This window comes from Nonomuraea sp. NPDC049152 (genome assembly GCF_040648355.1).
In the GTDB taxonomy this organism is placed as follows: Bacteria; Actinomycetota; Actinomycetes; order Streptosporangiales; family Streptosporangiaceae; genus Nonomuraea.
Window position 1 is genome coordinate 16,854 of sequence record NZ_JBEZDO010000010.1, and the last position, 21,388, is coordinate 38,241.

Here is a 21,388-nt window from a genome sequence, read left to right on the forward strand (position 1 = left end):
CTGATGTCAGAGAAATGGGCCACTTTGCGGGAGCTGCTCCTACCCGGGCTCGACGGCGGGCACCGGGCGCGCGCACTGGAACGCGCGCTGCGCGACGCGATCCGGGCCGGCAGGATCCACGGCGGCACCACGCTTCCCTCCAGTCGCGATCTCTCCGGCCAGCTCGGCCTGGCTCGCGGAACCGTCACGACCGCCTACGACCAGCTCGTCGCCGAGGGCTACCTCGTGGCCAGGCGCGGCGCGGGCACGTGGGTGGCCGACGGGGTGGCCGTCGGCGTCGACGCGGTGCCCCCGGCGCGCCGCCCCCGGTCCGGCGACGCCCTGGACCTGCGGCCAGGCCTGCCGTCCATGGCGCAGTTCCCCCGGTCGGCGTGGCTGGCGGCGTGCAAAGCCGGCCTCGCGGGGCTGTCCGATCCCGAACTGTCCTACCCCGACACGGCGGGCCTGCCGGCGCTCCGCGCCGAACTGGCTTCCTATCTGGGCAGGGTGCGGGCCGTATGGGCGCGAGCCGACGATCTGGTGATCACTCACGGCACCTTCGAGGGCCTGGCCCTCCTGGCCGACGCCCTGCGGCGGAGGGGCCACAGGCTCGTCGCGGTGGAGGACCCGAGCAACCCCGAGCAGAGCGAGCTGCTGCGCAGACAGGGGCTTCGACCCGTCCCCGTCCTCGTCGACGAGCACGGGCTGCGCGTGGACGTCCTGGCGGAGAGCGGATGCCGCGCAGTGATCGTCACCGCGGCCCACCAGTACCCGTTGGGCATGGCGCTGCACCCCGATCGCAGGCACGCGCTGCTCGACTGGGCCCGCTCGCGCGACGCGGTGATCGTGGAGGACGACTACGACGCCGAGTACCGCTACGACCGCCCCGCGCTGGCCGCCATGCAGGGAATGGCCCCCTCCCACGTGGTGTACCTCGGCACGCTCAGCAAGACCCTCGCGCCCGCGCTACGGCTGGGCTGGCTGGTCACCTCCGTGGACTGGATCAGGGACGAGGTGCTGGCGGGCAAGCGGCTCAGCGACCGCGGCTGCAGCTCGTTGCAGCAGGCCGGCTTCGCCGAGCTGCTGCGCTCCGGCGGGTACGACCGTCACCTGCGCAGGACCACGGCCATCTACCGCCGCCGCCGCGACGCGATGCTCGCGGCGCTGCCCGGCTGGGAGCCCATAGGCGTCGCCGCGGGCCTGCACGTCGTGCTCCGCCTGCCCGACGCCGCCGACGACCGCGACGTTGCGGTACGGCTGGCCTCCCACGGCGTCCTCGTCACCCCGTTGTCGGAGTACGCGGGAACGGCCCCGCTGTTTCCCGGCCTGGTGCTCGGCTACGCCCGTTTGACGCCCGACCGGCTCCGCACGGCGGCCGCCAGGTTCGCGCTGATCTGACACCGCCTTGTTCGCAGGCCGGTTTCCGCCGCAGCGCGCACGCCCTGCTCTATCACCTCTGCGGTGCCGGACCCCGCCTGGCCAGAACCAGGGGCGCCGCGGCGAGCAGGACGGCGAGGACGGCGTACCCGTATGTCAGGGTCGCGGTCGTGGCGACGGCGGCGACGAGCAGCGGCCCGCCCGCATCGCCGAGTTCGCGGCCGAGTTCGGCGGCTCCCATGGTCTGCCCCATGCGCTCCTCTGGCGTCGCGGAGGCGAGAGAGGCGAAGGCCAGCGGAGTGATCAGCCCGGTGCCGATGCCGATGCCGACTGCCGCGAGGAGTACGCCGGGCAGCCCGGGGATCATCGCGGCGGCCAGCCCGGCGGCGGTGATCAGCAGGCCGGTTGTGATACCCGCACGGGCACTGATCCGGCCCGCGTCCAGGGCCCGTCCGGCTCGTGGCTGGACCACGGCGGCGCACGCCGCGAGCACGGAGATGCCGGCGCCGGTGGCCGGCGGGCCGAGGCCCGCGGCGGCGCCGGAGACGGGCAGGAAGCCCACGCCGACCGACAGGGCGGCGGTGGCGGCGGCCAGGGCGGCGGTCGGTCGAAGAAAGGTGCCCTCGGCCAACCGGCGAGCGAGGTCGAGGAGGGTCTGACGGCGCCGCGGGAGCGGGGGCACGGCGGGTACGGCGACGGCCGCCCAGACGGCGACGGCCACCGAGAGCACGGCCATCACGGCGAACAGCAGCGTCAGGCCCCCGAGCCAGACCAGGACGCCGCCCAGGAGCGGGCCCAGGGTGTAGCCGATGCTCTTGTAGAAGCCGTACCCGCCGAATGCCCGGCCGTGCCTGGCCTTCGGGTTCAGCCGCGCGACCAGGGAAGCGGCGGAGGGGGAGAACGCGGAGGCGGCCGCACCCTGCCCGAGGCGGGCCGGCCAGAGCCATCCGGCGTCGTCGACGACGACGAACGCGGCCGATGCGACGGCGAAACCGGCCAGCCCGCCCAGCAGCACCGGCCGGGCGCCGATCCGGTCGGCCAGCGTGCCGAACACCGGCTTGAGTACGAGCTCCGCGCCGTCGTACAGGGCCAGCAGCAGCCCGAGGTAGAGCAGCGAGGACGTCAGGTCGCGGTCGGCCTGGCCGAGGTTGGCCGCGACGCCGTGCGCGCCGAACGCGGTGGTGAATCCGGCCGCGTACAGCGGCCACATCCGCCAGGCGGGCGCGGCGCCGGCGGTGCGAGGGCCGCTCGCTGAAGCGGTCATGGCAACGTCCTCTTCTCGGTCGGGCTCCGTTCGCGCGACCTGCTTATCGTGATGACGACGGGCACGTTCGGGCAATGCGACGCCGTTCAACCGCGTGAGCGCGCACGTCCTGCGGTACCAGGCCTCTCCGGGCGGTGTACCCCCGGAAGGGGCAGGCCCGCTCCGTTGAGGAGAGCGGGCCTGCGACGTCGTCCAGGTCAGCGCCTCCCGACGGAGAATCCGGGAGCGCGGTCCTTCCAGGGCATGGCCTGTTCCAGCTGGGCGGCGATCCGGAACAGCACATCTTCGCGGCCGTAGGGGGCGATGATCTGCACCCCGATCGGCAGCCCGCTGTCGCTGTGGCCCAGCGGCAGGCTGATCGCGGGCTGGCCGGAGATGTTGAACACCATCGTGAACGGGCCGTAGTCGGAGATCGACTGTAGCCAGCTCGTCAGGGTGTGGCCTGGGTCGTCGTAGCGCAGGGTGCCGTGAGGCGCGGGAAGCCGGCCCAAGGTCGGGGTGATGAGCAGGTCGTACTCGGTGAAGAACGCGCCCACCGATCGGGTCACCGTGTTCTGCGCGGCGAAGGCGGCCATCAGGTCCAGCGCGCTGTACTCCCTCGCCACGTCCAGAAGCCGCCTGGAGACGGCTTCCAGCCTGGCGGGGTCGGGTTGCCTGGGGGCCATGAGCAGCGGCGAGGCGATCGCGACCGCCTCGGCCGTCATGCTCTGCATGACGGCGTCCCAGTCGACGACCGGGCCTGCGTCGGTGACGGGGTGACCCATCCGCTCCAGCATGCGGGCGACCAGGACCGCCGCCGCGGCGACGTCGCCGTCCACCACCGCGCCCGACCAGGCCTTGGTGGTCACCGCCACCCGCAGCCGGCCAGGATCGGCTCCTAGTTCGTCGACGTACCGGCGGCGCGGAGGTGGCGCGGTGTACTTGTCGCCGACACCAGGCCCGTGGACGGCGTCCAGGAGATGGGCGGCGTCGCGGACCGTCCGCGTCAGCCCGAACTCGTACGCCATCCCCAGCATCGCCTCTCCCATGTCGGGCCCGCACGGGACGCGGCCCCTGCTCGGCTTGAGCCCGACCAGCCCGCAGCAGGAGGCCGGAACCCGGATGGACCCGGCTCCGTCGCTGCCGTGGGCGATCGGCACGGCGCCGGCGGCGACCAGAGCGGCGGCGCCGCCGCTCGACCCGCCCACGCCCCGCTCCGGATCCCACGGGTTGCGGGTCGGCCCGTACCTGACCGATTCGGTGGAGAAGCTGATCGCCATCTCCGGCACGGTGGTCAGGCCCAGAGTGACGAGGCCGGCGGCGCGGAAGCGGGTCATCAGCTCGCTGTCGTGCTGGGCGACGACGCCCGGTAGGGCCCGGCTTCCGAGGAAGAACGGGACACCCTTCGCCACCGGCCCATGGTCCTTGATCAGGAACGGGACCCCTGCGAAGGGCCCGTCGTCGGCGTGGTCGAGCGCCGGGGCGAACACCGGCGAGGCCAGGCCGTTCACCTCGGTGTCCGCCACCGCCAGCGCCTTCCTGGCGACGGCCTCGACCTCGTCGGCGGTGACCTCGCCCGCCCTGATCAGGTTCCTGAGCCCGACAGCGTCATACCGCGCATACTCATGGAGTTCCATGTGGAGAGTCCTCTTCCGGCGTCCTCGACGCCCGCACATCGATCACGGATGGTTCCGCCATGGGGAACCTTGTCGTTCAGATGGGTGAGCAGCGCGTGGTGGGCCAAGGCGCTGCTGACCGACAGCTCGAACAGGGCGATGGTCTCCACGCCGGGCCTGAGGCTCCGGGGGCCATCCCCTGCTGGTGATCGAGGTGCTTACTACGCTCGGGACATCAAGACCCATGCTGACAGCAGCCGCTTCTCGCCGTCGACTGAATTATCGCCGTCGTGCATGCCATGTCCCGCTGAGCTACGGCGGAGCCGAGGCGAGGGGCCAGACCTGGGGGACCGCGCGGCGCGCCGGGCACGGCGGTGGACACGCGCCCGGCGTCCGCGCGAACTGTCACACCATGGCCGCTTGCAGCAGGATCCGGGCCAGCTCGCGCGGCTCGGAGAACATCGGCCAGTGACCGGTGTCCATCTCGACCAGCCGCCAATGCTCACTGGCCAGCAGCTCGGTCACGTCGTCGCTCGGCTTGTCGCCGTCGAGCAGGCACTTGATGTACGTCGCCGGGAGCTCCCCGAGCGGGCGCGCCAGTACGGCCGGCTCGGTCAGCGTGGCGCCCGGGTGCGGCGTCGAGCCGCCCACGATCCGTGCGATCCGCTCGCTGGTGAGCCCCTGACCGTCGTAGTCCGCCGCGGTCAGGGGCGCCCAGAAGCCGTGGTTTCCGGCGATGGAGGCCTCCACCATCGCCCGGCCCTCCGCCGACCAGCCGGACACGAACGACTCCCCGTCGGCCGGAACGTTGGAGTCGACGAAGACGACGCGGGTCAGCCGGTCTCCGATCCGCTCGGCGGCCTGACCGACCGGGATGCCCGAGTAGCTGTGCCCGACCAGGACGACGTCGCGCAGATCGTGGCGTTCGACCTCGTCGACGATGTCCTGAACATGGGTCTGCTGCCCGGCCGGCATGCCCTGCCTGTCGGCGAGGCCTGACAGCGTCAACGGGTGGGTGCCGTGGCCGGCCGCACGCAGCTCAGGCACCACCTCCTCCCACGCCCACGATCCGAGCCACGCGCCTGCGACCAGTACGAATTCCGTCATGGTGGCAACGTAGCGAAGCGGTCCGACAGACTCGCGGCGCGTCGTCGCGGGGTCCATCGACCAGTGGGGATCGCGATCGGCCAGGGGCTTCAGGGCGAATCGCCGAGGATCCGTTGCGTCGGCTCAGACGCCGTCCGGTCCCCCGCGCTTGGGCGGGTGCCGAGGGTCCGGCTCTCTCGAGAGGTACGGTGGGCAGCACACGGCGACTCACCCGGCGGTACGGCTTTCGCCGTCCCTGGTCACGTCGCTAGGGTCGGGAGCATGCCGCCGTTGACGCTCAGCTGCCAGCATCTGCCCGGCGCTGTCACCGTGATCACCGTAGCGGGGGAAGTGGACCACACCACGAGTGACCAGTTGGACACCTTCATCCAGCAGGCCAGGCGGCAGCCGAGCGACCACCTGGTGGTCGAGCTGACCGAGATGCCCTTCATGGACAGCAGCGGCCTCAGCGTGCTGATCAGAGCGTACGTCTTGGCCCACCAGCACGGCGGCAGCCTGCGCCTGGCGGCCCCGCCACCCGTACCCGCCCGCCTGCTCCGCATCACCGGACTCGACGCGCGCCTGCCTGTCCACGCCACCACCGCCGACGCGCTCGCCGCCGCCTCGAAGGTCGAGTGACCACAGGCCGAATCCCAGCGAGCTGCCCCGCCGGCGCACGTGCGCGCGGTGGCCATCCTGTGCTGGTGACGCCCGGAGACACTTCTCGACAAAACGGACTTATCTCACGAAAAGGTGGAATATCTCCTTCAATGGGGGAACGCGGCATCGGAGGTTCGGCAGGGGGCTTCGCCTTGATCCATCAGGCGTGCCACCGGGTGGACCTCCTTGGCGGCGGCTGCCTGCGAGAAGAGGATCAGAGATGGCCGTCCAGGACACCACGCTCGACGACATGACTGCTGAGGAACTGCTCGCCGCCCTGGCACGCCCGGACCTCTCCCCGCTCCACCGGGAGCGGCTACGTGAGCGCATCGTGCACATGCACAGCCGGTTGGCCATGAAGATCGCCGGCCGCTACCGCAACCGCGGCGAACCCTTGGAAGATCTCCTTCAGGCCGCCTACGTCGGCCTCATGAAGGCCATCAAGGGCTACGACCCCGACCTCGGCCACGACTTCAGGGGCTATGCGGTCGTAACGATGATCGGCGAGGTCAAACGGCACTTCCGGGACCGCACCTGGGCCGTCAGGGTGCCACGCCTCTACCAGGAACGCCGCGCGGAGCTCAATCGGCTCATCACCGACCTCAGCCAGACCCTGCAACGCTCGCCCACCGTCGCCGAGTTGGCCGCCCACATGCGCCTGACCGAGGAAGACATCCTGCTCACCCTCGACGCCGCCACCGCCTACAGCGCCTTCTCTCTCGACGCCCCGTTCACGAGCGACGAGAACACCTGCCTCGGCGACCTCATCCCCGACCAGGACGACACACTCGACATCTTGATCGACACGCAGGCCGTCAAGCCTCTCGTCGACGCTCTGTCGCCGCGGGACAAGAGCATCCTTCTCCTGCGCTTCTACGGCAACCTGACCCAGGCGGAAATCGCGGCAGAGTTCGGCATCTCTCAAATGCACGTCTCGCGCATCCTGCGCAACATACTCGACAGGCTGCGGGCCGGGCTCTGCGAAGAGAGTCCCATCGCCAATCGGCGATCAACGTGATGGTGGCGCACACCGAGGCGGGCGATCGCATCCCGCTGAACGCGAGGTTCACGCCGTAGTGGACATTTCCGACAAAACGCATATGGCCAGCTAGGCCGGGGTAAGGCGGTCCATACGACAGGCACGTCCGGCTGTCACGACACCCGCCACGGTGGCGGAGGGGGAGTGTCCGATGACCATTCACAAGCCACCCGAAGACGAGCCGCTCACATCTCCACTCGCTCCGGCCAGGGCCCGCACGAAGGGAACGGTGATCGCCAACTGGCTGTCGACGACCGATCACAAGGTCATCGGCTATATGTACCTGATCGCCTCGTTCATCTTCTTCGCCCTGGCCGGTGTGATGGCACTGATCATTCGTGGCGAGCTCGTCCAGCCGGGGCTGCAACTGGTCACCGCCCACCAGTACAACCAGCTGTTCACCATGCACGGCACGATCATGATGCTGCTGTTCGCCACCCCGCTGTTCGCCGGGTTCGCCAACGTCATCATGCCGCTGCAGATCGGCGCCCCCGACGTGGCCTTCCCCCGACTGAACGCGGTCAGCCTCTGGCTGTTCCTGTTCGGCGGCATGATCGCCTTCAGTGGTTTCATCGCCACCGGAGGCGCCGCCGACTTCGGCTGGTTCGCCTACACGCCGCTGTCGGACATCACCTACAGCCCGACCACGGGCGGCGATCTATGGATCATGGGGCTGGCGCTGAGCGGCCTGGGAACCATCCTGGGCTCGGTGAACTTCTTCACCACGATCATCTGCATGCGCGCGCCGGGCATGACCATGTTCCGGATGCCGATCTTCACCTGGAACGTCCTGTTGACCAGCATGCTCGTGCTGATGGCCTTCCCCGTGCTGGCCGCCGCGCTGCTCGCGCTGGAGGCGGACCGCAAGTTCGGCACCCACGTCTACGACCCTCAGAACGGCGGGCCGCTGCTGTGGCAGCACCTGTTCTGGTTCTTCGGCCATCCCGAGGTCTACATCATCGCGCTGCCGTTCTTCGGGATCATCACCGAGGTCCTTCCGGTCTTCAGCCGCAAACCGGTCTTCGGCTACGTCGGCCTGGTCGGGGCGACGATCGCGATCTCCGGGCTGTCGATGGCCGTGTGGGCGCACCACATGTTCCCGACCGGGCAGGTGCTGCTGCCGTTCTTCTCGTTCATGACGTTCCTCATCGCCGTGCCCACGGGCGTGAAGTTCTTCAACTGGATCGGCACGATGTGGCGCGGGCATCTGAGCTTCGAGACGCCGATGCTGTTCGCGATCGGCTTCCTCATCACGTTCCTGCTGGGCGGGTTGACCGGGGTCATCCTCGGTTCGCCGCCGCTGGACTTCCAGGTCACCGACAGCTACTTCGTCGTCGCCCATTTCCACTACGTGGTGTTCGGCACGGTCGTGTTCGCGATGTTCTCCGGGTTCTACTTCTGGTGGCCGAAGATGACCGGCCGCATGCTGGACGAGCGGCTCGGCAAGTGGCACTTCTGGATGCTGTTCATCGGCTTCCACACCACCTTCCTCGTCCAGCACTGGCTGGGAGCGATCGGCATGCCCAGGCGGTATGCCGACTACAGCGCGGACGACGGGTTCACCACGCTGCACCAGATCTCGTCGGTGGGCGCGTTCCTGCTCGGGGCCTCGACGCTGCCGTTCCTCTACAACGTCTGGCGGACCGCCAAGTGGGCACCCCGCGTGACCAGGGACGACCCGTGGGGATTCGGCAACTCCCTGGAGTGGGCCACCTCCTGCCCGCCACCTCGCCACAACTTCAAGAGAATCCCGCGCATCCGCTCCGAACGGCCCGCCTTCGACCTGCACTATCCGCTTGCGGCCATCGGCTCCCAGGCCCATGACAGGACAGCGGTGGAAAAGAGCCAGCCGTGAGACCCGAACGGGTCACCTGATCCGGAGGTGGATCATGGAACTCTCCAAACGGGAGCGTCAGATCCTGATCGAGATCGAAGCGGGCCTGATGCGGCGGGACCGCGTCCTCGCCCACCGGTTCGACGCGCTGGAGGCCATGGGGTCGAGACCGGGGCCGCAGCGCTTCGCCTGTCAGGTCAGCCTCCTCGAGATCTCGATCGTCCTCTTGGCCACGATCGTCGTCGTCACGCTGCCGGTGCTCCTGATCCTCAGCGTCTGAACCGGCCGCCCATTCTCGTAGCGGTGAGCGCGACCCGGCGGAATGCGGCAAGATGCCGCCATGGTTCCCGGACACGCCTCGTCCAGCATGCAGACGGTCCACAGGATCAAGGTCACTCCGACCGGGTCCCGGCCGCCGATCTGGCGGCGGCCGAAATCCGGCAACCCGACATCCTGTGGTTTGAGGGCTTCGCGACGCGCCCGCAGGAACTCGCCCAACGGTGTGCTGCTGCTCATGACGCCGCATCAGGTGAGGCGGATGCCCGCATTCATGGGCCGCTCGCGCAGCCGTCTTTCCTGGGTACGCGAGGTGGCGGGCGCGGGCTAGGGGAAAGGGAGGGTCTGGGCGAGCAGGGTGACCAGGACGACGGTGGCGGGGAAGCAGGCCAGGAACATGGCGAAGGTGTAGCCCATGATGTCCCTGGCCTTCAGTCCCAGGATGGCCAGCGTGGGCAGCATCCAGAACGGCTGCAGCAGGTTGGCCGAGGCCTCCGCCAGGTCGTAGACCACCACTATCCAGCCCTGGTTGACCTGCAGCTGGTTGGCCGCGTCGATGACGTACGGCGCCTCGATCACCCACTTGCTGCCGCCGCTGGGCACGAAGATCCCCAGCACGCAGGAGTAGACGGCGACCAGGGCAGGGAAGAAGAACTGGTTGGAGGCGTTCACCATCCAGCCGGCGATGGTCTTGGTCAGCCCGGTGAAGGCGATCATGCCGAAGATGCCGCCGTAGAAGGGGAACTGCAGCAGCACGCCCGAGGCCGCCGTCGTGCCCTGCTTCACCGCGGCGATCAGCCGCACGGGCCGCCAGTGCAGGATCATCGCCAGCAGGATCAGGATCAGGTTGACGGTGTTGAGGTTCAGGGCGTTGAGCGGGTTGCCGGCGGCCGAGGAGAAGTAGATGACCAGGTACCACGCGCCGAGCAGGAAGATCAGGATGGCGAACAGCGGGCTGTGCTCCAGCCAGTCGCCGGGCCGCCTGCCGCCGGTCGCGGCCGCCACGTCCGACAACTCCGACTGCTCTGACGAGATGGGGCGCAGCTCGATGCCCATGTCCTCGGCCGTCTTGGCGCGGTCGCCGCTGGGCGCCAGGAACCAGGCCATGGTGACCGCGATCACGAAGATGATCAGTGTGGCGACCACGCCCTGCCACAGGAAGATGGTCTCGGTCAGCGGGATGACGCCGGATCCGCGGCCCGCCGCGATCACCTCCTGCACCGCCTTGGGGCTGGAGGTCTCCGAGGCCACCTGCAGCGCGGCGGATCCGGACAGCCCCTGCGCCCACACGGTGCCCAGCCCGAGGAAGGCCATGGCGCCCAAAGCGCGGTAGTCCACGCCGCGCACCAGCCGCGCGATCTCCTTGGCCAGGATCGCGGTGAAGACCAGGCTGAACGCCCAGTTCAGGTAGGCGGTGAACATCGCCATCGCCGCGGTGAAGGCGATGGCGCCGCGCGGTGACGTGGGGAACCTGGCCAGCCGGCCGATCAGCCGGGCGACCGGCGCCGAGACGGCGACCGCGTACCCGCCGATAATGATCATCGCCATCTGCAGGGTGAACTCGATCAGCGACCAGAAGCCCTTGCCCCAGGCGTTGACCAGCCCGAACCCGGTCGTCGCCTTCGGGTCTGCGGGGGCGCCGACCAGTGGCACGCCGGTGGCCAGGCCGAGGGCGAAGATGACGAACGTGCCGACAAGGACGAAGCCGAACGCGTCAGGCAGCCACCGCTCCGTGAAGGCGGTGAACCGCAGGGCCGCGCGCGCGAGCAGGCCTTCAGGTTTCGTCTGGGGGGCTGCGTTGCTCATGACGAGGGATCCTCTCCCGGCCTCCTGCTGGCGAGCAAGGAGTGTGATACGAGGGCCAAAAGCATGACGAGTAGGTCTTTACGGCTGTGCCGTAATAATCACCCCACGGCAGCCGATGGAAACGCGATCCCCTCTGTGCCCGCTGACGCCGCGAGGTGAGCAGGGGGCTACTCATGCCCCGGCCGCCCGCCGTACCCACCTTGGAGACAGACAGCACCCAGGGAGGGGACCGATGATGCGTTTAACACGCCTCGCCGCGTTGGTGGCGGGGCTGCTGGTGGCCGCGCTGCTGCCGGCGCTCCAGGTGGGGGCCGCGGCGACGCAGGCCTTCGCCGTCACGATCACGAAGGTCAGATGCGTCGACGACTGCAGGAACACAGGGCTCGAGGCGGCGGGCGAGTCCGCCGCCGACTTCTACGCCAAGGTCTGGGTCAACGGCGTGGAACGCACCACGCCGAGAGGAGCCGAGGACCAGACGCAGATCGAGCCGTTCTGGGTGGTGGCGCACGAGCTGCCCGACACGGTCACGAACGTGCCCGTGGCCGTCCAGATCTGGGACCACGACTCCACCTCGGGCGACGACCTGGGCGACTCCAGTCCCAACAACGGCGACAACAACCTCGACTTCGTCGTGCCGGTGGGCACCGGCAGGTGGACCGGCGACGTGAACTGGCCGCAGGCCTGCGCGATCGGCGACGGCGATGACGACGACGAGCCGATCGTCGAGGTCTGCTTCGACGTGAGCACCGTCTCCACCAGCGGCGACTCCGACGGCGACGGGCTGCTGGACGGGTGGGAGCGCAACGGCTACAACGCCGACGCCGACTCCGTGATCGATGTGAATCTGCCGGAGCTGAAGTCCGACCCGAACCACAAGGACCTGTTCGTCGAGCTGGACTACGTGGCCGGTCAATCCTTGGGAAGGGACGACGTGGAGGCGGTCAGGGCCGCCTACGCCGCCGCTCCGACCTGGGCGGGCGCCAAGGTGGGATCGCCGTCCAACCCCGACCGCAAACGCGGCATCACCCTGCACCTGGACATGGGCCTGCTCGCCGACCCCGGCCTGGTGGAGGGACAGGTCAAGGGCACCTGCTCCGACAAGACCGACAACGGCGGCGACGGCGACGCCGACGGCGCCGACCCCGACTGCGTCTACCTCGACGGCAGCGTCGAGGACCCGCAGCCGGGCAACTGCGGCGACAAGGCCGACAACGACGTCGACGGCCTCACCGACGACCGCGACCCCGACTGCCTGATCGGGGACGACTTCCTCGGCAGGGACAGGGGCTCGGCCATCCCCGACCCGATGGTCTGCGGCCTCGACCAGGCCTTCTACGCCGCCAAGAAACTGCGCTTCGACGCCAATCGCGAAGCGATCTTCCACTACGGCATCAGCGCCAGGCAGCCGGCGAGCTGCGTCAAGAAGCGCGGGGGCCAGGGCGAGCGCGGCGGCAACGACTTCGTCGAGTTCAACCACAACGGCCGCGCCCTCATCCACGAGCTCGGCCACAACCTCAACCTGCAGCACGGCGGCGACGTCGACGTCAACTGCAAGCCCAACTACGTCAGCCTCATGAACTACGACCACCGGCCGGGCATCCCCAGGCAGGACGGGGGCGTCATCCTCGACTACTCGCCGCCACGCATCACGCTCGACGGCGGCGACAGGGGTACGGCCCCGCTCGCCGAGCTGAAGGAGGACGAACTGGACGAGAACAAGATCCTCGCCCCCTCCGACGCGGTCAACCGGTTCATCTTCGTCGACAAGAAGGGCGACAAGGCGCCCCACGACCTGAACGCCAACCCCGACTGGGACGGCGACGGCGCCGACCCGCCGTTCGAGAACGACGTGACGGCCAACGTCAACACCGCGGGCAAGGACGGCCTGCCCACCGGCTGCAAGGGCGACACCAGCAGCACGGACAGGCTGACCGGGTTCGACGACTGGAGCTGGGTCACGCTGCCCTTCCGCCAGTTCGGCGACGCCGACGACGCGCCCGTCGACCCCGTCCAGGAGCACGAGCCGACGGAGGAGGAGATCCAGCAGCTGTGGCGGACGCTGAACACCGCCGACCTGTCGGTCACGATCGCCGACGCCCCCGACCCGGTGGCGGCCGGCGCCGAGGTCACCTACACGATCACGGTCGCGAACGCCGGGCCCGCTCCCGCCACCTCCGTCCAGGTCCGCACCACGCTCCTGACCGGGACGACCACCACCCACCTGGGCGAGATCGGGTCGGGGGCGAAGAAGTCGTTCACCGCCAAGGTGGCTGTGCCCGCAGGGCTCGTCCACGAGGCAGGAGGGCCGACGACGATCACCGCCACGGCCAAGGCCGACAACCTGGCGGGGCCCGACCCCGACGCCTCCGACGACCAGGCGAACGAGACGACGAAGGTCGTCGCCATGGCCGACCTGGCCGCGACCGGCCTGACCGTCACCCCGCCCCGGCAGCTGCTCATCGGGCAGACGCTGCAGGTGCCCGTCGAGGCGACCGTGTCCAATTCCGGGCCCTCCAGCCCGATGGACGCCAAGGCGACGATCACCGCCACCTCGGGGGCGGGCGTCACGGTTACCCCCGCCTCCGCCGACCAGGCGGTGCCCGCCCTGGCGATCGGCGCGCCGCGCAAGCTCGCCGCGACGATGGCGCTCACCTGCGCCAGGCCGGGAGAGCACACCGTGGGGATCGCCGCGAGCGTCGAGCCGGCCAGGCCCGACGACCTCGACCCCGATCGGGACAACAACCGGCGGGCGGCGGAGTTCACCGTCGACTGCGTGGTCCCCGTGGCGGTCAACATCCACCCGGGCGGCAACCCCAACCCCGTCAACCCGCCCAACGCGACCGTCCCGCTGGCCGTGCTGACCACCGCCGCGGGTGAGTACGGCCTGCCGCTCGCCTTCGACGCCACCACCATCCAGCCGCTCACCGTGCGCTTCGGCCCGGAGACGGCGGTCTGGGGCGGCGGCGCGGGCGCGAGCGAGAGGCACCAGAGGGGCCACATCGAGTACTCCGTGGAGCGCAACGACAAGCCCCTCGAGCTGGTCGTCGACGGCGACAAGGACATGGTGCTGCACTTCCGCTCGGGCGACGCCGGTCTGGCCCCGACCACGACCAAGGCCTGCGTCAAGGGCTCCTTCACCGGGGAAGGGGGCACGGTCTACCGCTTCTTCGGCTGCGACGCGGTCAGGATGATCTGACCCCGATCCGGTACGGCTCGCGCGTGCGCGGGCCGTACCGGCCTGTCCGGCCGCCGCCCGGCGATCGTCAAGCTCCGGGAACGCGCCTGGTCGAGTTCGTGCCTTACCTTTACCCCGGCCACGGATCCTTCAGGTGGGCCGACGCGGCTCGCCGGGCACGTCTCCCAGTGATGAGACCTTCTGTGGGGGATGCCGTGAAAGGGAACGACCTGGGATTGCCCGGTGGGGTACGCGCGTGCCTGTTCGACCTGGACGGCGTGCTCACCCAGACGGCGAAGGTGCACGCCGCCGCATGGGAGGAGATGTTCGACGACTACCTGCGCGAGCGCGCCAGGTCGCACGGCGAGCCGTACGTCCCGTTCGACCCGGTGGACGACTACGACACCTACGTGGACGGCAAACCGCGTGCCGACGGCACGCGGTCCTTCCTCGCCTCCCGCGGCATCGAACTGCCGGAGGGGAAGCCCGACGATCCGCCGGGGGCCGAGACCGTCGAGGGGTTGAGCAACAGGAAGAACGAGATCGTGCTGCGCCGGATGCGGCAGGACGGCGTGCAGCCCTACGAGGGTTCGGTGCGCTACCTCAGGGCGGTGCGGGACGCGGGCTTGCGCCGCGCGGTGGTCTCCTCCAGCGCGAACTGCCGTGAAGTGCTCGTCGCGGCCGGCATCGAGGATCTGTTCGAGGTACGCGTCGACGGCCTCACCGCCGAGCGGGATCACCTGGCGGGCAAGCCGGCGCCGGACATGTACCTGGCCGGCGCGCGAGCTCTCGGAATGGACGCGGCCGAGTGCGCGGTGTTCGAGGACGCCCTGGCGGGAGTGGCGGCGGGGCGGGCCGGCGGGTTCGGATTCGTGGTCGGCGTCGACCGGGTCGGGCAGGCCGCCGAGCTCAGGGCGCACGGCGCCGACGTCGTGGTGAAGGATCTGGCCGAGTTCCTGGAGCACCCATGATCAGCCATCCGGCGTTTCCCAGCGAGCCGTGGTGCCTGCGCGCCACCCACCTCGACCTGGCCGCGCTGGCCGAGTACGAGTCGCTCTTCGCGCTGTCCAACGGCCATATCGGCTGGCGGGGGAACCTCGAGGAGGGCGAGCCGCACGGCCTGCCGGGCTCCTACCTCAACGGCGTCTACGAGCTGCGGCCCCTGCCGTACGCGGAGGCGGGCTACGGATACCCGCAGTCGGGCCAGACGCTCATCAACGTGACGAACGGCAAGCTGATCCGCCTGCTCGTCGACGACGAGCCGTTCGACCTCCGCTACGGAGAGCTGCGCTCGCACGAGCTGGTGCTCGATCTGCGCGACGGGGTGGTCCGCCGTCAAGCCGAGTGGGCCTCTCCAGCCGACGACGTGGTGCGCGTCTCCTCGACCCGGCTGGTGTCCTTCAGCCAGCGCTCCGTCGCGGCGATCTGCTACGAGGTGGAGTCCTTGGCCGGTCCTGTGCGGCTGGTGGTGCAGTCGGAACTCGTCGCGAACGAGCCGCTCCCGCCGCCCGGCGGCGATCCCCGGCTCGCCGCCGTCCTGGAAGCCCCGCTGCTCGCGCTGGAGCACGCGGCGAAGGAAGCCCGTGCCGGGCTCGTGCACCGTACGCGGCAGAGCGGCCTGTGCGTCGCCGTGGGGATGGACCATGTCATCGAGGGACCGGACGGCGTCCAGGTCAGCGCCGAGAGCCTGCCCAATGTCGGACGGGTCACCATCATGGCGTCCCTCCAGCGGGGGCAGCGGCTGCGGGTGATCAAGTTCGTGGGCTACGGCTGGTCGGGAGCGCGTTCGCAGCCCGCCGTGCGGGACCAGGCCGCTGCCGCTCTCGCCGGCGCGGTGCAGACGGGATGGGACGGCCTGCTGGCCGAGCAGCGTGCCTACCTGGACGCGTTCTGGGCGAACGCGGACGTGCAGGTCGAGGGAGACAGCGAGATCCAGCAGGCGGTGCGCTTCTCGATGTTCCATGTGCTGCAGGCCGGAGCCAGGGCCGAGGGACGGGCGATCCCCGCCAAGGGCCTGACCGGGCCCGGATACGACGGCCACAGCTTCTGGGACACCGAAGCGTACGTGCTGCCACTGCTCACCCAGGTCGTGCCCGCCGCCGCCGCGCACGCCCTGCGCTGGCGGCACTCCACGCTGCCCCTGGCCGTGGAACGAGCCGGCCAGCTGGGGCTGCGCGGGGCGGCCTTCCCGTGGCGGACGATCGCCGGAGAGGAATGCTCGGGCTACTGGCCTGCCGGCACCGCCGCCTTCCACATCAACGCCGACATCGCCGACGCGGTCATCCGCTACGTCGACTGCACGGGTGACGAGGCCTTCGAGCGCGCGGTCGGGCTGGAGCTGCTGGCACAGACCGCGCGGCTGTGGCGTTCCCTGGGACACCATGACGCGCAGGGCCGATTCCACCTCGACGGGGTCACCGGTCCCGACGAGTACAGCGCCATCGCCGACGACAACGTCTACACCAACCTGATGGCGCAGCAGAACCTGGTCGCCGCCGCCGAGGCCGCTCGCCGCCACCCCGACCGCGCGCGCGAGCTGGGCATCGACGACGAGGAGATGGCCGGGTGGCGCGACGCGGCGGAGGCGATGCACGTCCCCTACGACGAGGCGCTCGGCGTCCACCCCCAGGCGGCCGGGTTCACCGGGCACGAGGTGTGGGACTTCGACGCCACCACCGACGAGCAGTATCCCCTGCTGCTGCACTTCCCCTACTTCGACCTGTATCGCAAGCAGGTGGTCAAACAGGCCGACCTCGTCCTGGCCATGTTCCGGCGTGGTGATGCCTTCACCGCCGAGCAGAAGGTCCGCAACTTCGACTACTACGAACGGCTCACCGTCCGGGACTCCTCGCTGTCGGCCAGCGCCCAGGCGGTCCTCGCCGCCGAGGTCGGGCACCTGCGGTTGGCCTACGACTATGTGGCCGAGGCCGCTCTCATGGATCTCGACGATCTCGAGCACAACACCCGCGACGGCCTCCACATCGCCTCGCTGGCCGGGAGCTGGATCGCTCTGGTCAACGGCCTGGCAGGGATGCGCCGGAGGAACGGCCGGCTGGCATTCAGCCCCAGACTTCCCGACGGGCTGACCCGGCTCGGCTTCACCGTCGTCATGCGAGGGAGCACACTGGCGGTGCGGGTGGACGCCGCAGCCGCCACCTATACGCTGATCGACGGCGATCCGTTGACGGTCGCACACCACGCGAAGCCGATCACCGTCACGCGCGGCAGGCCGGTCACCTGCCCCATCCCCGCCGCTCCGCCGGAGACCACCGTGCCGCGCCAACCACGCGGACGCGAACCGGCGCGGCGCCGCCTGAGACCGGCGGGGAACGATCCGTCTCCGATCACGGCATCCGGGCTCACATGACAAGGGCGCCGGTGACCGACGGTGCATGGTGTTGTCGAATGGTCGTGATCGGTTACGGCCTGGAGGCTGTCGGCGCGGCGGGGAGGACCTCAAGCTGATCGGCAACACGATCAGGAAGGTCACCCCCCATGGCAAGAACCTCTTCCCTGCGTGCTCTTCAGCGCATGGCCGCCGAACATGGCGACGCCCGAAGGCTGGGCATCCCCGTCGACGAGTTGCGCGGGCTGCGCGCCGAGGCCGTCGCCGAGCCCGGCGGGATGGCCAGGCGTGAGCTGCTCAAGCGGGTCGCGATCGCCGGTCTGAGCGTGGCCGCGGTCGGCGCGATGCCGAGGCGGGCGCGCGCCGAGACCGCCAAGCCGCCCAAACCGGCCCGGGTGGCCGTCATCGGCGCCGGCATCGCGGGCCTGACCGCCGCGCTCACCTTGCGCGACGCGGGAGCGACACCCATCGTCTACGAGGCCAACCCCGACCGGGTCGGCGGCCGGATGTACTCCCAGCGCGCGCTGTGGAGCGGCGGCCAGACCTCGGAGATCGGTGGCGAGCTCATCGACCAGGAGCACAGGAAGATGCGGGAGCTGTGCCGCCGCTTCAACCTGCCCACGGTCGACTTCGCGGCGTCAGGACCCAACGGCGCCGAGGAGATCCTGCGCTTCGACGGCGGGTACTACCCGCGCGCGCAGGCCGACGCCGACTTCAAGGAGATCTACCAGGCGCTCCACTCCGACCTGATGGCGGCGGGGGAGGTGATGTGGAACAGCACGACGCCCGCGGGAACCGCGCTGGACAACATGTCGCTGCACGACTGGATCGACTCGCGCGTGCCCGGCGGCCACTCCTCGAACCTGGGCCGCTTCCTGGACGTGGCCTACAACGTGGAGTACGGCGCCGACACCGTCGACCAGTCGTCGCTGGCGCTCATCCTGCTGCTCGGCTACCAGCCCAACCCCGGCCACTTCAACGTGTGGGGCCTGTCCGACGAGCGCTATCACATCGTCGGCGGCAACGACCAGCTCCCCGGCGCCATCGCGGACACGCTGCCCTCGGGATCGATCCAGATGGGCTGGAAGCTGCTGGCCGTACGCGCGAACGCGGACGGCACGCAGACGCTCACGTTCGACAACGGCGGCACCACGAAGACCGTCACCGCCGACCACACGGTCATCACCGTGCCCCTGCCCATCCTGCAAGGCCTCGACCTGTCCAGAGCGGGATTCGACGCCCGCATGACGAACCTGCTGCGCGACGCCCGGATGGGCTACGTGACCAAGCTCAACATGCAGTTCACCGGCCGTCCATGGGTGGGGACGGGCCCGTGGCCAGGCGTGTCGGCCGGCGACTGCTTCACCGACCTGACCTTTCAGCAGTGCTGGGACACCACCAAGGGGCAGGCGGGCACGAGCGGCATCCTGATCCAGTACGGCGGCGGCAGCCTGGCGCACGCGCTCAACCCCTCCACTCCCTTCGCCACCCATACCGACCCGTACGTGCGCACCCTGGCCGGCACCATGCTCAGCCAGATCGACCAGGTCTTCCCCGGCACCAAGGCCCAGTGGAACGGCCGCGCCCAGCTGTCTGCCTGGCACAAGAACCCCTACGCTCTTGGCGCCTACTCCTACTGGCCCGTCGGCTACCTGCACAGGTACGCCGGCTACGAGAGCACCGCCCAAGGCGGGGTGCACCTGGCGGGCGAGCACTGCTCGTACGACTTCCAGGGCTTCATGAACGGCGGAGCCACCGAGGGCGAGCGTGCCGCCAACGAGGTGCTGGCCGCGCTGCGCGCCTGACCGAAGGGCGGGATCCGGCTGGGTGCCCGTATTGTCGGCCTGAGTGTTCTTCGGAAGGGGTGCCCGTGGGGCGAGGTGTTGAGCAGATCGTCCAGGGGGCCGTGGACGGTCTGGCGGCCGGAAGGTCGGCGGCGGTCGTGGGGGTGCTCGTGGGAGAGCGAACCGAGATCCGCGGCGCGGGGCCCGGCTCGCCCGACGGCGACACCGTGTTCGAGATCGCCTCGGTGACCAAGGTGTTCACAGGCCTGGCGCTGGCCAAGCAGGTCGTCGCGGGTACGGCGGCGCTGGACGAGCCGGTGCGCGACCTGTTCCCCGCGGGCACCGCCATGCCCGCGCGCGGCGGCCGGGAGATCCTGCTGCGCCAGCTGGCGCAGCACACCTCCGGGCTGCCGCGCCTGCCCAAGGGGGCGATCTGGCAGATGATCCGCGGATTCCCGAACGGCAACCTCGACCCCTACTCGCACTACGACGAGGCCGCGATCCTCGCGGGGCTGGCAGACACCCGGCTCCGCTCGCTGCCCGGCGAACGGTTCCGGTATTCCAATCTCGGCGCGGGCCTGCTCGGGCTGGCACTGGCCGCCCGCGCGGGAACCGACTACGCGACGCTGGTCACCGAGAGCGTGTGCAAGCCGCTGAGCCTGACCAGAACCGGTCTCGGCGAACCCGTCGTCCAGGGGCACACCAGGCGCGGCCGGCCGACCCCGCCCTGGAACCTGGCCGCGCTGGCCGGGGCGGGCGGGCTCCGCTCGACGGCGGCGGACCTGCTCACCTTCCTCCGGGCCCAGATCGAGTGCCGTGACGAGGCGATCCGCCTCAGCCGCCAGAGCGAGCACCGGATCAACTCGTCGCAGGCGGTCCAGCTCGGTTGGATGGAATCCCACCTGCATCCGACGATCGGCGGCGGCCGCCGGATCTGGCACAACGGGCGCACCGGCGGCTTCGCCTCCTACCTCGGCCTCGACCCGGATCGGCGGATCGGTGTCGCCGTGCTGAGCAGCACCTCCCGATCCGTGGACGGCACTGCCTCCGCCCTGTTCCGCGCCTTGACGTCATGAGCAGGGCCCCGCAGTCGCGGGGCCCGCGCGCCGCCTGCCGGGTCAACCCTTCGGGAACCGGGTCACCCAACGGCGTTGCCACGGGGTCTCCACGGCCCTGTGGTGGTGGTGCGCCCGCGTCCATGCGACCGCGTCCGCCGGGTCCACCCCGGCCAGAACGGCGAGGCAGGCGATGACGGTGCCGGTACGTCCCACGCCGCCCCCGCAGGCGACCTCCACCGCCGCGCCTTCCCTCGCGAGCTCGTGCAGCGCGCGGATGTGCCGGATGGCCCGCTCCCTGTCGCGGGGCAGCAGGAAGTCCGGCCACTCGATCCACTCGCGCGGCCAGCACAGCTCCCCTTCGTGCCGGCCGCGCAGACGCGGGGACCCCAGGTAGAGGCCGAAGTCGGGCACCGGCCCCTCAGGAAGCGGGCGGCGCAGGCCGCGGCCGCGGACCCAGGAGCCGTCCGGCAGCCGGACAGCGCCCACGAGCGGCGGGCCGCTCACCGAGCCACACTCCCGACGCGCAGCCGGGCACGGTGGTTGGCGACGTTGAGGCGGTTGCCGCACAGGTCACTGCAGTAGCGGCGGCGGCCGGGCCTGCTGATGTCGACGAACACCCCGCGGCAGTCCAGGGCGGCGCAGGGGCGGAAGCGCTCGTGGCCCAGCGCCCGGACGACGCCGAGCAGCGCGGTGCCGACGAGCGTGGCCAGCTCGTCCGCGAGCGGCGCGCCAGGCGCGGTCGGGACGTACCACTGCCAACGGCCGTCGGCGTCGCGCTGCAGTACAGGGCCGAGGCCGGCGCGCCTGACCAGGACGATCGCGCCCGCGACGGCGTGGTCCTCCGTCGCGGTCTCCAGGATGACCCGCACCTCCCTGCGGAGGAGGCACACCTGGTGGAGGTCGTCGCTGGTCGGCGACCGCTCATCCGTCATGGCGTCGAGCCGGAGGCCGTGCTCGGCCAGGAAGCCCGCCAGCGCCCCGGGGTCGGTGAGGGCCTCGCCCGCGGTGGCCCGCACGGTGGGCGAGGTGTTGACCAGGTCGGTCGCGACCACCGCCCCCACCGTGTATTCGGAGACAGGGATTTTCACTACTTACCTTCTGGCTTGAGT

At 70.3% G+C, this 21,388-nt stretch carries 17 protein-coding genes; 10 read left to right on the forward strand and 7 right to left on the reverse strand.

Annotation, left to right across the window (positions count from 1 at the left end; all coding sequences use genetic code 11):
* The first annotated feature begins 3 nt into the window (after positions 1 to 3).
* The gene (locus AB0B45_RS19560; RefSeq protein ID WP_358132262.1) at positions 4 to 1,377 is read left to right on the forward strand and encodes a PLP-dependent aminotransferase family protein; all 1,374 of its coding nucleotides are present in this window, start codon (positions 4 to 6) and stop codon (positions 1,375 to 1,377) included.
* Positions 1,378 to 1,429: 52 nt separating this feature from the next.
* Here AB0B45_RS19560 and AB0B45_RS19565 read toward each other — a convergent pair whose 3' ends face one another.
* From AB0B45_RS19565 to AB0B45_RS19580, 4 genes are all read right to left on the reverse strand, one after another.
* Positions 1,430 to 2,620: an MFS transporter gene (locus AB0B45_RS19565; protein ID WP_358132264.1), complete on the reverse strand. Its 1,191-nt coding sequence runs from the start codon at positions 2,618 to 2,620 to the stop codon at positions 1,430 to 1,432.
* A 197-nt stretch (positions 2,621 to 2,817) separates the two neighbouring features.
* On the reverse strand, positions 2,818 to 4,236 hold the full coding sequence (locus AB0B45_RS19570) for an amidase (protein WP_358132266.1): 1,419 nt from the start codon (positions 4,234 to 4,236) through the stop codon (positions 2,818 to 2,820).
* Complete coding sequence (locus AB0B45_RS19575) at positions 4,185 to 4,385, reverse strand: hypothetical protein (protein ID WP_358132268.1); 201 nt, start codon at positions 4,383 to 4,385, stop codon at positions 4,185 to 4,187. Before AB0B45_RS19575 ends, AB0B45_RS19570 begins: the two co-directional genes overlap by 52 nt.
* 235 nt (positions 4,386 to 4,620) lie before the next feature.
* Entirely contained in the window at positions 4,621 to 5,322 is a 702-nt protein-coding gene (locus tag AB0B45_RS19580; protein ID WP_358132270.1) for an alpha/beta hydrolase, read from the reverse strand.
* A 261-nt stretch (positions 5,323 to 5,583) separates the two neighbouring features.
* Between AB0B45_RS19580 and AB0B45_RS19585 the strand changes: the two genes are divergently transcribed.
* The 4 genes from AB0B45_RS19585 to AB0B45_RS19600 all read left to right on the forward strand — a co-directional run bounded on the left by AB0B45_RS19585 (position 5,584) and on the right by AB0B45_RS19600 (position 9,114).
* Positions 5,584 to 5,940: an STAS domain-containing protein gene (locus AB0B45_RS19585; protein WP_358132272.1), complete on the forward strand. Its 357-nt coding sequence runs from the start codon at positions 5,584 to 5,586 to the stop codon at positions 5,938 to 5,940.
* Between the two features lie 241 nt (positions 5,941 to 6,181).
* Positions 6,182 to 6,979: a SigB/SigF/SigG family RNA polymerase sigma factor gene (locus AB0B45_RS19590; protein ID WP_358132273.1), complete on the forward strand. Its 798-nt coding sequence runs from the start codon at positions 6,182 to 6,184 to the stop codon at positions 6,977 to 6,979.
* A gap of 172 nt (positions 6,980 to 7,151) precedes the next feature.
* Positions 7,152 to 8,855 (forward strand): cytochrome c oxidase subunit I, encoded by a 1,704-nt coding sequence (gene ctaD, locus AB0B45_RS19595; RefSeq protein ID WP_358132275.1) that lies wholly within the window; start codon positions 7,152 to 7,154, stop codon positions 8,853 to 8,855.
* A gap of 34 nt (positions 8,856 to 8,889) precedes the next feature.
* Positions 8,890 to 9,114 (forward strand): DUF3040 domain-containing protein, encoded by a 225-nt coding sequence (locus tag AB0B45_RS19600; protein ID WP_358132277.1) that lies wholly within the window; start codon positions 8,890 to 8,892, stop codon positions 9,112 to 9,114.
* A gap of 323 nt (positions 9,115 to 9,437) precedes the next feature.
* Here AB0B45_RS19600 and AB0B45_RS19605 read toward each other — a convergent pair whose 3' ends face one another.
* The gene (locus tag AB0B45_RS19605; RefSeq protein ID WP_358132279.1) at positions 9,438 to 10,916 is read right to left on the reverse strand and encodes a TIGR00366 family protein; all 1,479 of its coding nucleotides are present in this window, start codon (positions 10,914 to 10,916) and stop codon (positions 9,438 to 9,440) included.
* A 232-nt stretch (positions 10,917 to 11,148) separates the two neighbouring features.
* Between AB0B45_RS19605 and AB0B45_RS19610 the strand changes: the two genes are divergently transcribed.
* The 5 genes from AB0B45_RS19610 to AB0B45_RS19630 all read left to right on the forward strand — a co-directional run bounded on the left by AB0B45_RS19610 (position 11,149) and on the right by AB0B45_RS19630 (position 20,297).
* Positions 11,149 to 14,112: a CARDB domain-containing protein gene (locus tag AB0B45_RS19610; protein WP_358132281.1), complete on the forward strand. Its 2,964-nt coding sequence runs from the start codon at positions 11,149 to 11,151 to the stop codon at positions 14,110 to 14,112.
* Positions 14,113 to 14,306: 194 nt separating this feature from the next.
* On the forward strand, positions 14,307 to 15,062 hold the full coding sequence (locus AB0B45_RS19615; protein WP_358132283.1) for a beta-phosphoglucomutase family hydrolase: 756 nt from the start codon (positions 14,307 to 14,309) through the stop codon (positions 15,060 to 15,062).
* Positions 15,059 to 17,458: a glycosyl hydrolase family 65 protein gene (locus tag AB0B45_RS19620; RefSeq protein WP_358132285.1), complete on the forward strand. Its 2,400-nt coding sequence runs from the start codon at positions 15,059 to 15,061 to the stop codon at positions 17,456 to 17,458. Before AB0B45_RS19615 ends, AB0B45_RS19620 begins: the two co-directional genes overlap by 4 nt.
* 128 nt (positions 17,459 to 17,586) lie before the next feature.
* Positions 17,587 to 19,242: an FAD-dependent oxidoreductase gene (locus AB0B45_RS19625; protein WP_358132287.1), complete on the forward strand. Its 1,656-nt coding sequence runs from the start codon at positions 17,587 to 17,589 to the stop codon at positions 19,240 to 19,242.
* 65 nt (positions 19,243 to 19,307) lie between these two features.
* Positions 19,308 to 20,297 (forward strand): serine hydrolase domain-containing protein, encoded by a 990-nt coding sequence (locus tag AB0B45_RS19630; RefSeq protein WP_358132288.1) that lies wholly within the window; start codon positions 19,308 to 19,310, stop codon positions 20,295 to 20,297.
* A gap of 42 nt (positions 20,298 to 20,339) precedes the next feature.
* Here the strand turns inward: AB0B45_RS19630 and AB0B45_RS19635 are convergent, their stop codons facing one another.
* Both AB0B45_RS19635 and AB0B45_RS19640 read right to left on the reverse strand, forming a co-directional pair.
* On the reverse strand, positions 20,340 to 20,783 hold the full coding sequence (locus AB0B45_RS19635; RefSeq protein ID WP_358132290.1) for a protein-tyrosine phosphatase family protein: 444 nt from the start codon (positions 20,781 to 20,783) through the stop codon (positions 20,340 to 20,342).
* Positions 20,780 to 21,367 carry a CGNR zinc finger domain-containing protein gene (locus AB0B45_RS19640; RefSeq protein WP_358132292.1) on the reverse strand — a complete coding sequence of 196 codons (588 nt, stop codon included), beginning with the start codon at positions 21,365 to 21,367 and terminating at the stop codon, positions 20,780 to 20,782. The genes AB0B45_RS19635 and AB0B45_RS19640 overlap by 4 nt, the downstream gene beginning before the upstream one ends.
* Between the last annotated feature and the right edge of the window lie 21 nt (positions 21,368 to 21,388).

Excerpts from the sequence above, each read along its gene's own strand:
- AB0B45_RS19560 (WP_358132262.1), top strand. The coding sequence starts at position 4 with ATGTCAGAGAAATGGGCCACTTTGCGGGAGCTGCTCCTACCCGGGCTC.
- AB0B45_RS19565 (WP_358132264.1), bottom strand. The coding sequence starts at position 2,620 with ATGACCGCTTCAGCGAGCGGCCCTCGCACCGCCGGCGCCGCGCCCGCC.
- AB0B45_RS19570 (WP_358132266.1), bottom strand. The coding sequence starts at position 4,236 with ATGGAACTCCATGAGTATGCGCGGTATGACGCTGTCGGGCTCAGGAAC.
- AB0B45_RS19580 (WP_358132270.1), bottom strand. The coding sequence starts at position 5,322 with ATGACGGAATTCGTACTGGTCGCAGGCGCGTGGCTCGGATCGTGGGCG.
- AB0B45_RS19585 (WP_358132272.1), top strand. The coding sequence starts at position 5,584 with ATGCCGCCGTTGACGCTCAGCTGCCAGCATCTGCCCGGCGCTGTCACC.
- AB0B45_RS19590 (WP_358132273.1), top strand. The coding sequence starts at position 6,182 with ATGGCCGTCCAGGACACCACGCTCGACGACATGACTGCTGAGGAACTG.
- ctaD (WP_358132275.1), top strand. The coding sequence starts at position 7,152 with ATGACCATTCACAAGCCACCCGAAGACGAGCCGCTCACATCTCCACTC.
- AB0B45_RS19600 (WP_358132277.1), top strand. The coding sequence starts at position 8,890 with ATGGAACTCTCCAAACGGGAGCGTCAGATCCTGATCGAGATCGAAGCG.
- AB0B45_RS19605 (WP_358132279.1), bottom strand. The coding sequence starts at position 10,916 with ATGAGCAACGCAGCCCCCCAGACGAAACCTGAAGGCCTGCTCGCGCGC.
- AB0B45_RS19610 (WP_358132281.1), top strand. The coding sequence starts at position 11,149 with ATGATGCGTTTAACACGCCTCGCCGCGTTGGTGGCGGGGCTGCTGGTG.
- AB0B45_RS19620 (WP_358132285.1), top strand. The coding sequence starts at position 15,059 with ATGATCAGCCATCCGGCGTTTCCCAGCGAGCCGTGGTGCCTGCGCGCC.
- AB0B45_RS19625 (WP_358132287.1), top strand. The coding sequence starts at position 17,587 with ATGGCAAGAACCTCTTCCCTGCGTGCTCTTCAGCGCATGGCCGCCGAA.